The 13,468-nt window shown below is 65.6% G+C and carries 14 protein-coding genes; 7 read left to right on the forward strand and 7 right to left on the reverse strand.

The features are described 5' to 3' along the window. Nucleotides 1-27: 27 nt before the first annotated feature. Complete coding sequence (locus AC1RRJ_RS12425) at nucleotides 28-2,190, reverse strand: S9 family peptidase (RefSeq protein ID WP_493124124.1); 2,163 nt, start codon at nucleotides 2,188-2,190, stop codon at nucleotides 28-30. A gap of 68 nt (nucleotides 2,191-2,258) precedes the next feature. Here AC1RRJ_RS12425 and AC1RRJ_RS12430 point away from each other — a divergent pair, with 68 nt between their 5' ends. The 6 genes from AC1RRJ_RS12430 to AC1RRJ_RS12455 all read left to right on the forward strand — a co-directional run bounded on the left by AC1RRJ_RS12430 (nucleotide 2,259) and on the right by AC1RRJ_RS12455 (nucleotide 7,397). After that, nucleotides 2,259-4,097 carry an aminopeptidase P family protein gene (locus AC1RRJ_RS12430; protein WP_493123113.1) on the forward strand — a complete coding sequence of 613 codons (1,839 nt, stop codon included), beginning with the start codon at nucleotides 2,259-2,261 and terminating at the stop codon, nucleotides 4,095-4,097. A gap of 10 nt (nucleotides 4,098-4,107) precedes the next feature. After that, a complete protein-coding gene (locus tag AC1RRJ_RS12435) occupies nucleotides 4,108-4,569 on the forward strand; it encodes an acyl-CoA thioesterase (RefSeq protein ID WP_493123115.1) in 462 nt (153 codons plus the stop codon). A gap of 263 nt (nucleotides 4,570-4,832) precedes the next feature. Further along, nucleotides 4,833-5,315 (forward strand): hypothetical protein, encoded by a 483-nt coding sequence (locus tag AC1RRJ_RS12440; protein WP_493123117.1) that lies wholly within the window; start codon nucleotides 4,833-4,835, stop codon nucleotides 5,313-5,315. 6 nt (nucleotides 5,316-5,321) lie between these two features. Then, nucleotides 5,322-6,305: a bifunctional diaminohydroxyphosphoribosylaminopyrimidine deaminase/5-amino-6-(5-phosphoribosylamino)uracil reductase RibD gene (gene ribD / locus AC1RRJ_RS12445; protein ID WP_493123119.1), complete on the forward strand. Its 984-nt coding sequence runs from the start codon at nucleotides 5,322-5,324 to the stop codon at nucleotides 6,303-6,305. Nucleotides 6,306-6,314: 9 nt separating this feature from the next. Beyond that, on the forward strand, nucleotides 6,315-6,932 hold the full coding sequence (locus AC1RRJ_RS12450; protein ID WP_493123121.1) for a riboflavin synthase: 618 nt from the start codon (nucleotides 6,315-6,317) through the stop codon (nucleotides 6,930-6,932). Nucleotides 6,933-6,962: 30 nt separating this feature from the next. After that, the gene (locus AC1RRJ_RS12455) at nucleotides 6,963-7,397 is read left to right on the forward strand and encodes a GFA family protein (RefSeq protein ID WP_493123123.1); all 435 of its coding nucleotides are present in this window, start codon (nucleotides 6,963-6,965) and stop codon (nucleotides 7,395-7,397) included. Here the strand turns inward: AC1RRJ_RS12455 and AC1RRJ_RS12460 are convergent. Genes AC1RRJ_RS12460 through AC1RRJ_RS12485 form a run of 6 tightly spaced genes read right to left on the reverse strand, consistent with a single transcriptional unit; the run spans nucleotide 7,394 to nucleotide 12,222 of the window. Beyond that, nucleotides 7,394-7,855, reverse strand: coding sequence for an MmcB family DNA repair protein (locus AC1RRJ_RS12460; RefSeq protein ID WP_493123125.1), 462 nt, complete (start codon nucleotides 7,853-7,855; stop codon nucleotides 7,394-7,396). The two genes, AC1RRJ_RS12455 and AC1RRJ_RS12460, sit on opposite strands and share 4 nt — an antisense overlap. A 15-nt stretch (nucleotides 7,856-7,870) precedes the next feature. Beyond that, nucleotides 7,871-8,437, reverse strand: coding sequence for a single-stranded DNA-binding protein (ssb, locus tag AC1RRJ_RS12465; protein WP_493123127.1), 567 nt, complete (start codon nucleotides 8,435-8,437; stop codon nucleotides 7,871-7,873). A 31-nt stretch (nucleotides 8,438-8,468) separates the two neighbouring features. Further along, nucleotides 8,469-10,331 (reverse strand): ferrous iron transporter B, encoded by a 1,863-nt coding sequence (gene feoB, locus AC1RRJ_RS12470; RefSeq protein ID WP_493123129.1) that lies wholly within the window; start codon nucleotides 10,329-10,331, stop codon nucleotides 8,469-8,471. Next, nucleotides 10,328-10,579, reverse strand: coding sequence for a FeoA family protein (locus AC1RRJ_RS12475; protein ID WP_493123131.1), 252 nt, complete (start codon nucleotides 10,577-10,579; stop codon nucleotides 10,328-10,330). Before AC1RRJ_RS12475 ends, feoB begins: the two co-directional genes overlap by 4 nt. A 57-nt stretch (nucleotides 10,580-10,636) precedes the next feature. Then, nucleotides 10,637-11,302: a COQ9 family protein gene (locus AC1RRJ_RS12480; RefSeq protein ID WP_493123133.1), complete on the reverse strand. Its 666-nt coding sequence runs from the start codon at nucleotides 11,300-11,302 to the stop codon at nucleotides 10,637-10,639. A 5-nt stretch (nucleotides 11,303-11,307) separates the two neighbouring features. After that, the gene (locus tag AC1RRJ_RS12485) at nucleotides 11,308-12,222 is read right to left on the reverse strand and encodes a DMT family transporter (protein WP_493123135.1); all 915 of its coding nucleotides are present in this window, start codon (nucleotides 12,220-12,222) and stop codon (nucleotides 11,308-11,310) included. A 113-nt stretch (nucleotides 12,223-12,335) separates the two neighbouring features. On the opposite strand from AC1RRJ_RS12485, the gene AC1RRJ_RS12490 reads away from it, so the two are divergent. Next, nucleotides 12,336-13,421 (forward strand): alkene reductase, encoded by a 1,086-nt coding sequence (locus AC1RRJ_RS12490; protein ID WP_493123137.1) that lies wholly within the window; start codon nucleotides 12,336-12,338, stop codon nucleotides 13,419-13,421. The last annotated feature ends 47 nt before the right edge of the window (nucleotides 13,422-13,468 follow it).

Genomic DNA, 13,468 nt, shown 5'->3' on the forward strand with positions numbered 1-13,468 from the left:
TAGATTTTCGTGAATGGAACCGGGGGCTTACTTCTCCACCCCCAGCTGCGTCAGCACGAAGGCAAACTCTTCTGCATCCTCGCGTAGGGCGCTCCAACGGCCGGATTTCCCGGCGTGGCCCGCGCCCATGTTGGTGCGCAGCAGCAGTGTCGCGTCGTTGGCGCGGGTGGCGCGCAGCTTGGCGACCCATTTGGCGGGCTCCCAATAGGTCACGCGCGGGTCGTTGAGGCCGGCCGACACCAGCATCGGCGGATAGGCTTTCGCGGTCACATTGTCGTAGGGGCTGTACGACAGCATATAGTCGAACGCCGCCTTGTCGGTGACCGGATTGCCCCATTCGGGCCATTCGCCGGGGGTCAGCGGCAACGTTTCGTCGACCATCGTGTTGATGACGTCGACGAAGGGCACGCCGGCAAGCACCGCTCCCCACAGTTCGGGGGCTTCGTTATAGACCGCACCCATCACCTGTCCGCCCGCCGAACGGCCCTCGATCGAAATCTTGCCCGCGCTCGTATATTTCTGCGCGATCAGGCCTTTGGCGACATCGACGAAATCGTTGAAGCTGTTCTTGCGATGGTTGGTTTTGCCCGCGAGATACCAGGCGCGGCCGAGATCATCGCCGCCCCGGACATGCGCGATCGCATAAATCATCCCGCGATCGACGAGGCTGAGCCGCGTTGTCGAGAAACCCGGCGGGACGCGGTAGCCGTAGCTGCCATAGACATAGAGGTGCATCGGCGCGCTGCCGTCGCGCGGCGTGCCCTTTTTATAGACGAGCGAGGTTGGGACCATCACGCCGTCGCGTGCTTTGACGTTCACCAGTTCGGTTACATATTGCGAAGCGTCATAACCCGACGGAATTTCCTGCACCTTCAGCGTTTCGAGCTTTCCGGTCGCGATATCATAATCATAGACGGTGTCGGGAGTGACCATCGATTCATAGTCGAGCCGCAATTTGTCCTGATGATATTCGGGATTGTCGCCGAGTCCTGCGACATAAGTCGCCTCGGGGAATTTGATCCGGCCAGCGGTCAACGGCGCGTCATAGTGGCGCAGATCGACCTGATCGAGGCCGTTTTCGCGCGTTTCGAGGACGAAATAGTCGCGGAAGATCGCGAGGCCGGTGATGTAGGTCGAATCCGATCCGGGGATCAGCGTCGTCCACGCGCCCGGCCTGGCGAGGCTGGCGGTCGCGACGCGGAAATTGGCGTGATCGTCGTTGGTGTGGATGTAGAGCGTCTTTTCGCGGACATCGACGCTATATTCGCGGCCCTTCTGGCGCGGCGACACCATCACCGGCTCGGCGAGCGGATTGTCGGCGGGGAGCAGGCGCACCTCGCTCGTTTCATTGTCGCCGGTCGCGATGACGATCCACTTGTCGTCGGCGGTCTTGCCGATCCCGACCCCGAAACCGATGTCGGGTTCCTGATAGAGCAATTTATCGTCGCCGAGCGGGGTGCCGAGGACGTGCAGCCGCGCATTGTCGGTGCGCCAATTCTCGTTCGCGAGGCCATAGAGGATCGCGTCATTGCCCGCGGTCCACACCAGCGACGACAAGGTGCCGGGGATCACGTCGGGGAGCATTGCGCCGGTTTCGAGATTGCGCACGCGCACCTCGAAACGTTCGGAGCCATTGTCGTCGAAGGAATAGGCCATCAGCTTGCCGTTGGGGCTGATCGACAGTTCGGACAGGCGGAAATAGTCCTTGTCCTTCGCCATCGCGACCTCGTCGAGGATCAGGACGGCATCGCCGCCGGCGGCGGGCCTCCGATACCATTTCTTATATTCGGCGCCCTCTTCATATTCGACCCAGTAAACCCAGTCGCCGTCCTTCTGCGGCACGCTCGAATCGGCTTCCTTGATCCGGCCCTTCATCTCCTGAAACAGGGTTTCGACCAGCGCGGCGTGGGGCTTCATCGCCGCGTCGAAATAGCTGTTCTCGGCCTTCACATAGTCGAGGACATCCTTGTCATCGATCACCGGATAGCTTTCGTCGCGCAGCCAGTGCCAGGGGTCGGACAGCGTCTTGCCGTGCAGGGTCGTCTGATGCGGGCGCTGTTCGGCAACCGGTGCGGCGGGCAGGGCGGGGGTCGAGCTGGTCAATATGGGGTCTTTCTCTTTGGCAGATAGCGCGGGCGATGCGACAAGCGGGGTGGCAATTGCTGCCAGAAACATCCAGATAGTGCGCATCACAAAATATTCCCGCAGCGTCGCCCATATGGGCGGGATCGCCGCGATGTAGGAACAAGGAAGCTCCCATGTCTACCCCCCGGTCCAGCGCCGTCCACGCCGAACGCCTCGCCCGCCTGCGCGCCGAGCTGAAAGCGCTGGGCCTCGACGGTTTCGTCGTGCCGATCAGCGACGAGCATATGAGCGAATATGTCGGCGAATATGCGCAGCGCATGGCGTGGCTGACCGGCTTTGGCGGGTCGGCGGGGACCGCGGCGGTGCTGCCCGAAAAGGCGGCGGTGTTCGTCGACGGGCGCTATACGGTACAGGTGCGCGATCAGGTCGACGGGACACTGTTCGACTATGTCGGCGTGCCGCAGTCGAGCGTCGCCGAATGGTTGGGCGCCAACGCCAGCGCCGGGCAAAAGATCGGCTTCGACCCCTGGCTGCACGGCATCGACTGGGCGCGCGGGCTGGGCCATGCGCTGAAGGCGAAGGGCGCGCAGCTGGTCGCGGTCGACGTCAACCCGCTCGATGCGGCGTGGGACGACCAGCCGGCGCCGAGCGATGCGCCGGTCGCAGTGCATGACGCCAGGCTCGCCGGTCAGGCGGCGACCGACAAGCGCGCGGGAATTGCCGACTGGCTGAAGGCGAAGGGGCTCGACACGACGGTGATGACCGCGCTCGATTCGATTGCGTGGACCTTCAACATTCGCGGGTCGGATGTCAGCCATACGCCGGTCGGGCTGGCCTTTGCGCTGCTCCACGCCGATGCGACCGCCGACCTGTTCATCGCGCCCGAAAAGATCACCGACGCGGTGCGCGCGCATCTGGGCAACAGCGTCCGCATCCATGATCGCGACGCGTTCGAGGGCGCGCTGGCAGACCTCAAGGGCAAGAAGGTCGCGGTCGATCCCGACCGCGCGGTCGCGGCGATCTTTACCGCATTGGAAGCCGCGGGCGCACAGATCGAACGTCACCGCGATCCCGCGGTGCTGCCCAAGGCGATCAAGAATGACGTCGAACTGGGTGGCACCCGCGCGGCGCATGTCCGCGACGGCGTCGCGGTGTCGCGTTTCCTGCAATGGATGGAAAAAGTCGCGCCGCAGGGCGGGCTCGACGAGCTGGGCGCGGCGGCGAAGCTGCGCGAATTCCGCGAGGAAGGCGGCGGGCTCGTCGATCTGAGCTTCGATACGATTTCGGCCGCGGGGCCGAATGGCGCGCTGCCGCACTACAAGGTCGATGAGACGACGAACCGCGCGATCGAGACCGGCACGCTCTATCTGGTCGATTCGGGCGGGCAATATGCCGACGGCACCACCGACATCACGCGCACGATCGCGATCGGCCAGCCTACCGCCGAAATGCGCCGCCGCTTCACCCAGGTCCTCAAGGGCCATATCGCGTTGGCGATGGCGCGCTTCCCCAAGGGGACGCGCGGCAGCCAGCTCGACATTCTCGCGCGCCAGTATCTTTGGGCCGACGGGGTCGATTACGCCCATGGCACCGGGCATGGCGTCGGCGCCTATCTGGCGGTCCACGAAGGGCCACAGCGCATCGCCAAGCCGGCGGGCGGACAGGCTGGGACCGAGGAGGCGCTCCACGCGGGGATGATCCTGTCGAACGAGCCCGGCTATTACAAGGCAGGGGCATTCGGCATCCGGATCGAGAATCTGGTGATCGTGGTGCCGATGAAGATCGACGGCGCCGAAGAGGATATGCTGGGGTTCGAGACGATCACCTTCGCGCCGATCGCGCAGAATCTGATCGAAGGCGCGCTGCTGTCGTCCGCGGAGGCCGACTGGCTCGACGCCTATCATGCCGCGGTGCTCGAAAAGCTCGGTGCGGGGATGACCGGTGCTGACCGCGACTGGCTCGCCGCCGCCTGCGCGCCGGTCGACCGCGCGCTTACCGCGCTTGCGGCCTGAGAGCGCCGACATGGACCGCGCCAACTGGGATGTGCCGCTCGAAGATTTCCGTGTTCACGAGACGGTGCGGGTCCGCTTCAACGAGATCGACGGGCAGAATATCGTCTTCAACGCCCATTATCTGGCTTATGCCGATATCGGGGTGACCGAATATTTTCGTGCGCTGGGCGAGGGGCAGCCGGGCGCCTTCTTTCACCAATATGGTACAGATATTCGCGAGACTCATTGCGAAATCGATTATCATGGCCCGGCGCGGCTCGATGAGCTGATCACCATCGCGGCACGAATCAGCCGTTTCGAGCGCGACAGCTTCACGCTGCATTGCGGAATCTTCCGCGGCGAGGAGCGGCTGACCGATATCGAGATCAGCTATGCCCACCTCGATCTCGACAGCGGCGGCGCGACCGCGCTGCCGGGCAGTTTCATCGCCGAAGTGCGGCGATTCGAAAAAACACTTCCGATTCAGGCATAAGCTGCCCGTTTCTCCATGGCGGAAGCGGCGCGCGCATGGCGTCTGCCGAGGGCGAAAAAAAGGGCCGCCCCGAAGGGCGGCCCGTAAAAGTTTTGGGAGAGGATGCCTAAAAGGCAAGTGTCTTATTGCAGCGCACCATAAATTGTGCAACTGCGAAATGAACATCCGCAGTTGCAAAATTTGCAATCGTCTCGCGAACGAGGCTCATCCGCTGCCATCTTCTGCCCCTCGCAAAATGATGCGAGATCGCCTAAATTGGGGCGATGAAGATGATGAGCACTGTCGATGTCACGGGCGGCCTGTCCGATTTCTGGGACTATATCCGTCAACCGCGCCCGCACCGCTGGGCGGTATGGGGCGTCGCGGTGGCGTTGCCGATCTTCATTTTCTATGGCTTTTCCAAATATCTGATCCCGCATGAAGAGCCGAAGCGACAGATCATCTATTTCGAAAACTGGACCCAGAACCGCAGCGTTGAGGAAATTCGCGCCGATTGGGTCGCACGGGCGAAGGCGACGACGCTCCACAACGCCGAGAAGCGCGCCGAATATCAGCGGCTCGCCGACATGATGGGGGTCGAATATGATTCGGCCGAAGCCGACAAGGTGACCCGCGAAACATTGGGTGACGAGGCTGCGGAGGCGGCAAAGAAAAAGCCCGAACCGCCGAAGCGCTCGACGATCGCCGAACGCGCCGCGCGCGGTTCGCAGGCGGCCCCCCCCGCTGCCCCGGCGACCGACCGCTAAACCCGGATGCAGCGCCCACCCGCCGACACCGACTGGATGGCCGTCGCCATCGCGCTGTCGGAGCGCGGGCGTCCGGCGTCGGCGCCCAATCCCAATGTCGGCTGTGTGATTGTCACTGGCGGTAAAATCGTTGGCCGCGGCTGGACCCGGCCCGGCGGCCGCCCGCATGCCGAAGCGGTGGCGCTCGCCGCGGCTGGCGGCGCGGCGCGGGGGGCCACCGCCTATGTCAGCCTCGAGCCTTGCGCCCACGCCAGTGCGCGCGGACCCTGCTGTACCGACGCGCTGATCGCCGCGGGCATCGCGCGCGTCGTCGTCGCGGTGCAGGACCCCGACCCGCGCACCAATGGCGCGGGCATCGCACGGCTGCGCGCTGCCGGAATTGCAGTGACCGAAGGCGTGCTGACCGACGGCGCGCGCGCGGCGATGGCGCCCTGGTGGTCGCGCGCGACGCGTGGGCGGCCGTTTGTGACGTTGAAGCTCGCAACCTCGCTCGACGGCTGCATCGCGCTCGCCGACGGCACGAGCCGCTGGATCACCGGGGATCGTGCGCGGGCGCATGGGCATCTGGAGCGCGCGCGGTACCAGGCGATTCTCGTCGGGCGCGGAACGCGCGACGCCGACGCGCCAAAGCTCGACGTGCGGCTGGCGGGGCTGGAACAGCGCAGCCCGCAGCGGTTGCTCCTCACCCGCGGCGCGGCGCCTGAAGGCTGGGCCGCCATCGCATCCCCCGAATCGCTCGATTCGCTGGCCGGGGTCGATTCGGTGCTGGTCGAGGGCGGGGCGGGCGCCGCCTCGGCCTTTCTCGCCGCCGACCGCGTCGACCGCCTGCTCCTCTATCGCGCGCCGATCCTGATCGGCGGCGGCCGGCCCGCGCTTGGCGATCTCGGTTTGACCGACCTCGCCAGTGCCCACGGGCGCTGGAGAAGCACCGACAGCCGCCAGCTTGGCAGCGACCAGCTCGACGTCTACGAGCGGGTCAGAGAAGGATAATCACCCCCTATGTTCACCGGCATCATCACCGACATTGGCACCATCCGTAGCCGCGAGGATCGCGGCGACACGCGGCTGATCATTGGCACCGTCTATGACACCGGCACGATCGACCTTGGCGCGTCGATCGCGTGTTCGGGCGCGTGCCTGACCGTCGTCGACAAGGGAGCCGACGATAACGGCTACTGGTTCGCGATCGACGCGAGCGCCGAAACGCTCGCCTGCACCGCGCCCGGCATGTGGGATGCGGGCCGCCGCCTCAACCTCGAACGCGCGCTGAAGGTCGGCGACGAGCTGGGAGGACATATCGTCACCGGCCATGTCGATGCGGTGGGTCAGGTCGTGTCGGTCGTCCCGGTCGGCGACAGCGTCACCGTCACCATCGCCGCGCCCGCGACGCTCGCGGCGCATATCGCGCCCAAGGGTTCGATCACCGTCGACGGCGTGTCGCTGACGGTTAACGACGTGACCGACCAGCCGGGCGGCGAGGCGCATTTCACGCTCAACATCATCCCGCATACGCAGGCGATGACGACCCTCGACGAAGCCGCGGCGGGGCGGCCGGTCAATCTGGAGATCGATATTCTCGCGCGCTACCTCGCGCGGATGCAGCAAGTGCGGGGCTGACGCGATCGCAAACAGCGCGGAGGATTGCCAATGGCACAGCCGATCCGGGGTTCCTGTCTGTGCGGCGGAATCCGTTTCGAAATCGACGGGAAATTTGGACCCGCCGGGCAATGTCATTGTTCAAAATGCCGAAAGGTTTCGGGCACCGACGGCAATGCGGTGTTCTATGCGTCGGCCGCCGGTTTTCGCTGGCTGGCGGGGGAGTCGCTGATCCAGCGCTTCCCGGTGCCGGGGGACACGGAATGGACGTCTCAATTTTGCCGGCAATGCGGAAGCCCGGCGCCGCACAGCGACAAGAATGGCAAATTCTTCTTTGTTCCGGCGGGCTTGCTCGATGATGATCCCGGCTTTCGCGGATATGCGGCGCATATCTTCGTCGGATCGAAGGCGCCATGGGTGTGTATCGCCGATGGGGCGCCGCAATATGAAGCGGGTTTTGATTCGGCGCGGATCGATAGCGACTAGGGAAACAGGCCGATCTCGGGGTCGGCAGCCAGCATCGACCGCCGCATCGCCAGCCGTCCGATCCGCAGCAATTCGGCCTTGCGCCGCGCCGGGGCGAGGTCGCAACTCGCCGCTTCGCGCACCACCGCCGCGCCATAGCGGTCGGCGATGATCAGCCCCGATGTTTCGGGGCGATAGTCGGGGGTTTCGAGGATCGCGGGGTCGAGCCCCGATGCCAGCGCCCAGTAAAAATGGTCGCACCAGTCGCAATAGTCGGGCCATTTGCCGTCGCCGTGCAAGTCGGCGCGGCTGACCTTGATCTCGACGATAGTGATCCGGCCCTTGGCGTCGATGGCGGTGAGGTCGGTGCGCCGCCCGTTGGGCAGCGGCACTTCGGGGATTGCGACGAGCCCCTGCTGGGCGAACAACCGACACACGCCGCGCGCGACATCGGCGGCGGTCATGATGTCGGTCGTCATCGCCTCAGGCTAAGCTCAGAACGGAACGTCGTCGTCGAGATCGTCGTCGAAGGGCGGACGGCCACCGCCGCCACTGCTGGCGCCGCCGCCAAAGCCACCGCCGCTCGAACCGCCACCCGACGAACCGCCGCCGCCCTGGTTCCAGCCGCCGCCCGAGCCACCGCCCGATGCGCCGCCGCTCCAGTCGTCACCGCCGCCGCCGCTGCCGCCGCGCGATCCGCCGCCGCCGGGCGCGCCGTCGAGCATGGTCAGCGTACCGCCCATGCCCGCGATCACGATCTCGGTCGTATATTTGTCATTGCCGTCGCGGTCCTGCCATTTGCGGGTGCGAAGCGAGCCTTCGATATAGACTTTGCTGCCCTTTTTCAGGAAGCGTTCGACGACCCCGACCAGCCCTTCGCCATTGATCACGACCTGATGCCATTCGGTGCGCTCCTTGCGCTCGCCGGTCATCCGGTCCTTCCACTGTTCGGACGTCGCGATGCGGATATTCGCGATCTTGCCGCCGTTCTGGAACGACTTGATTTCGGGATCGGCGCCCAGATTGCCGATCAAAATTACCTTGTTGACGCTGCCAGCCATCGCCGCTCCGCTCCGCTATTAAGATGGGGGATCAGCCTAGGCCAAAGGCGACGGCTGTCCAATAAGTGATACCTGCAGCGGCATAGGCGAGCAGGAACAAATAGCCAACCATGAACATTGGCCATTTCCACCCGTTGGTCTCGCGCCGGGTGATGGCAATCGTCGAAATACACTGCGGCGCAAAGACGAACCAGGCGAGGAAAGCGAGCGCGGTGGCGATGCTCCATTTGCCCTGCAGGCGGTCACCGAGCGACTGCGCCATCGCCTCTTCGTCGTCGCCCGCGTCGATCGCGTTTGCGGTCGCCATCGCCGACACCGCAACCTCGCGCGCTGCCATCGCGGGGATCAGCGCGAGCGCGATGTCATGGTTGAAACCGATCGGCTTGACGACGACCTCGAGCCCGCTCGCGATGCGTCCGGCGATGCTGTATTCGACCTGGCTTTCGCCCTCGGGCGCCTGCGGGAAGGTGAGCAGCAGCCACAGGACAACGGTGGTCATCGCGATGATCGTGCCGGCGCGGCGCAGGAAGATCCATGCGCGCTGCCACAGGCCGATCGCGATGTCGCGCAGCCGCGGCATCTGGTATCGCGGCATCTCCATCATAAAGCCCGCCGCGGCGCCCTTGGCCACCGTGCGGCGCAGGACATAGGCGACGAGAAGCGCGCCGACGATCCCCGACAGATAGAGGCCAAAGAGCACCAGCCCTTGCAGTCCGACCGGCGATCCGCCGACGGTCTGGTTGGGGATGAAGGCGGCGATGATCAGCGCATAGACGGGAAGCCGCGCCGAACAGGTCATCAGCGGCGCGATCAATATCGTCGTCAGCCGGTCCTTTTCGTCGGGGATCGCGCGCGTCGCCATGATGCCCGGTACCGCGCAGGCGAAGCTCGACAGCAGCGGGATGAAGCCGCGCCCCGACAGGCCGACCTTGCCCATCAGCCCGTCCATCAGGAAGGCGGCGCGGGTCATATAGCCCGATGCCTCGAGCAGCAGGATGAAGAGGAAGAGGATCAGGATCTGCGGGAGGAAGACGACGACTGCGCCGACCCCCGCGAGCAGACCTTCGACGACGAGTCCGCGCAGGAAATTGTCGGGGAAGGTTGCGACGACCCATTGCTGGATCACACCGATTCCGCCTTCGAGGAAGTCGGCGGGGGCCTCGGCGGCGGCATAGACCGCCTGGAACATCACGAACATCAGCGCGAGCAGGATGACGAGGCCGGCGACCGGATGCAGGACGATATTGTCGACCCGCTGGGTCCAGCGGCGTACCGGCGTTTCCCTGAGGATCGCCGCGCGCGCCAGCGTGCGGGCGCGCTGGTGCAGCGACGCGTCATTGGCTTCGGCGGGCGCGATGGCTCCGCGCGCGGGATGCGCCAGGATCGCGCCATCGACCGCGGCGAGCAATTCGGTCAGGCCGCGCTTGCGCACCGCGACGGTCGGAACGACAGGGACGCCGAGCTCCTTTGACAGGCGCGCGGCGTCGAGCGTCAGCCCGTCGCGCTCGGCGAGGTCGACCATGTTGAGCGCGATGACGGTCGGCAGATCGAGTGCGAGCAGTTCGAGCGCGAAACACAGATGGTTGTCGAGATTTGCGGCGTCGAGCACGACGACCAGCGCATCGGGGCGCTTCTCGCCCTCGCGCTGGCCGAGGATGACGTCGCGCGTGACCGCCTCGTCGAGGCTCGACGGGGTCAGGCTGTAGGTGCCGGGAAGGTCGATCAGCGAGATCGGGCGGCCGTCGGCGAAGCTCGCATGCCCCGCCTTCCGTTCGACGGTGACGCCGGGATAATTGGCGATCTTTTGCCGCGCGCCGGTCAGCGCGTTGAACAGGCTCGATTTTCCGGCATTGGGATTGCCGACGAGCGCGATCGAGGGAATGGCGCCGGTCATGCCGCGGGCTCGACGCTGATGGCGGCGGCTTGCCGCGCCCGAATGATCACTTTCATGCGTCCGATGGTCAGCGCGAGCGGATCGCGCGAGAAAATGCTGCCGCGGTGCAGCGGAGTGACTTCGCACCCTTCCATCAGGCCGAATTCGCGCAGGCGCCGTCCTTCGTCGTGCGACATCGCATCCCAGTCGATGCGGGCGATCCGGACCGCGACGCCCAGCGGCGCCTTGTCGAGCAAAGCAGTAATCATTTGCGAGCGATTATCAATAACAGCAGGGGAGCGCCAGCCCTCGTTTGTAATTTATGATTACCGGCCGGGATAGCGCAACCGCCCGACGAAGCGCGCGAGGCTGGGCCGTTCGATGCTGCGCGCCGAACGGCGATGCTTCCAGCTTTCAAAACGCATCACCGCGTCGATCCGGCGCGCGAGGAAAGCGCGGGTATCGGCAAAATTCTCGCTTTCGTCGTTCAGGAACACCGCCATCGTCGAGGCGTAGACCGTGCCGAGAATCGCGCGTTTGGTGTAATGATTATAGTCGGTTGCGGTGTCGCCCGCGAGCCGCCACATCAGGTCGGCGGCGCGCCAGCCGAGCTTGGCGGCATGCGGCGCATTGGTCGGCAGCGCGAGCAGCGCGAGCGCGCGGCGCAGCGATTCGCGCTTGTCCGCGATCAGGTCGATCCGCGTTTCGACGAGGGTCAGGATGCGCTGGCGGATCTTGAGCCCGGCGAGTTTTTCGGCGGGCCAGCGTTCGGCCATCGCGGTATCGATGTCGGCGAACCACGCGTCGACCATGTCGCGGCCGCCGCCGGGAAAGGCGAGCCGCGCGACATCGGCGTCGATTCGCAGCCGCTGCGCCGCATCTTCGAGCGCGGCCGGGCCGAAGCCATCGAACGCAGCGCCCGCTGCGATCAGCGGCGCGAGCGCGGCACGGATTTCGTCGAGGGTCGGGTCGGCGGGAAGGATCGAGGCCATGGGAGTCAGATAGGCTGTGCGCGGCGGCTCGGCAACCTTATCAACACCAGTGCCGCGGCGACCATCATCCCGCCGAAAATGTCGATCGGGCCGAGCAACTCGCCGAACGCCCACCAGCCGGCGAGCGCGGCGACCGCAGGCTGGACGAGCAGGGTCAGCCCGATGATCAGCGGCGAAAAGCGCGGCAGCGCCCAGATCAGCAGCCCCTGGCCGATGATCTGGCTGGTGATGGCGAGCATGATGACCGGGGTCCAGTTCTGCGGCATCACCACTTCGCCGAGGACGAGCGCGGTGCCGAGGAGCAGCGGGACGCAGGCGGCGGATGACAGGCTGAGCGCGGTCCACGGCCCCAGCGTGCCGCGCACGCGCTGCATCAACAGGACATAGCCGGTGTAGAGCAGTCCCGCGAGCAGGCTGAGCAGGTCGCCGGCCAGATAGGCGGGCGACAATTCATAGCTTTGCCCCATCAGAATCGCGGATCCTGCGAACGCCAGCACAATGGCGATCGCCTGCCAGCCGCGCGGCCACTGGCGCATCTGGACGATGCCCCAGATGACGAGCAGCAGGCTGGTGCAATTGCCGAACAGGGTCGCATTGGCGACCTTGGTCTGGAGGATGCCGAGATGCCACGCCATCAGGTCGAGCGCGAAAAAGATGCCCGCGCCGACGGCGATGAGGATGCCGCCGCGCGGCGGCGCGCGTCCGCCGCTTTCGCGCCAGGCGAAAAAGGCGAGCACCGGCAGCGCGAGCGCCATGCGCCAGAATGCCGACGCGATCGGGCCGGTGTCGGCAAGCCGTACGAAAACCGCGCCCACCGCGAGCGCGATATTGCCGCCGAGCAAAGCGGCAAAGGCCCAGCGACTCGCGCCGGGTGGCGGCGCGACGCCCGCAACGTCAAAGCCCTGATCCTTGATCGTCATATAGATTTTCTTTTACAACCCATGCTTGCCTGGGGGAGAAGGCGTTCATAGCTTTGGAGCACATAGCGGCGCCCGGTCGGGACGTCGCGGGGAAAGTCTCCAGTGGAGTTTGTATGACGATATCACTGTTCGATCCGATTTCGCTGGGCGCCATCGAGGCGCCGAACCGCATCATCATGGCGCCGCTGACGCGCGGCCGCGCCGGGCCGGGTTTCGTCCCCAACGAGCTCGCGCGCGACTATTATCGCCAGCGCGCTTCGGCGGGGCTGATCATTTCGGAAGCCACCGGCATTTCGCAGGAAGGGCTCGGCTGGCCTTCGGCACCCGGCCTGTGGACCGACGCGCAGGTTGAGGGCTGGAAGCCGGTGACCGGGGCGGTGCACGAAGCCGGCGGGCGCATCGTCGCGCAGCTCTGGCATATGGGCCGCGTCGTCCATTCGGTGTTCAACGACGGCCAGCCGCCGGTTTCGGCGTCGGCCACGCAGGCACCCGGCAAGGCGCACACCCCGGTCGGCCGGTTCGAATATGAAGTGGCGCGGCCGCTGCGCCTCGACGAAATCCCGCGGGTGATCGACGACTATGTCAAGGCCGCCGAAAATGCGAAGCGCGCCGGGTTCGACGGGGTCCAGCTTCACGGCGCCAATGGCTATCTGATCGACCAGTTCCTGCGCGACGGCAGCAATTTGCGCGACGATGATTATGGCGGTCCGGTCGAAAACCGTATCCGCCTGCTGCGCGAAGTCACCGAAGCGTTGATCGGCGTGTGGGGCAAGGACCGCGTGTCGGTTCGCCTGTCGCCCAATGGCGAGACGCAGGGCGTCGACGACAGCGCGCCCGAAAAGCTGTTCCCGGCCGCGGCCGCGGCGCTCGACGCGCTCGGCATCGGCTTCCTCGAGCTGCGCGAACCCGGCCCCGACGGCACCTTCGGCAAGACCGATGTTCCGAAACAGTCGCCGGCGATCCGGCAGGCGTTCAAGGGGCCGCTGATCCTCAACAGCGACTATGATGTCGCACAGGCCGAGGCGGCGCTTGCCAGCGGACTCGCCGACGCGATCGCCTTTGGCCGCCCGTTCATCGGCAACCCCGATCTGGTCGAGCGGATCAAGCATGGGGCCGAATGGTCGGCCGACAATCCGCAGACCTGGTATGCACCGGGGCCAGTCGGTTACACCGATTATCCGGCATTGGTAACGGCGTAAGGCGGTCTCTGATCCTCCCTGTCGCGAAGCGATGGGGAGGATCGTTT

The sequence above is a fragment of the Sphingopyxis sp. GW821-FHT12C06 genome, assembly GCF_058807415.1.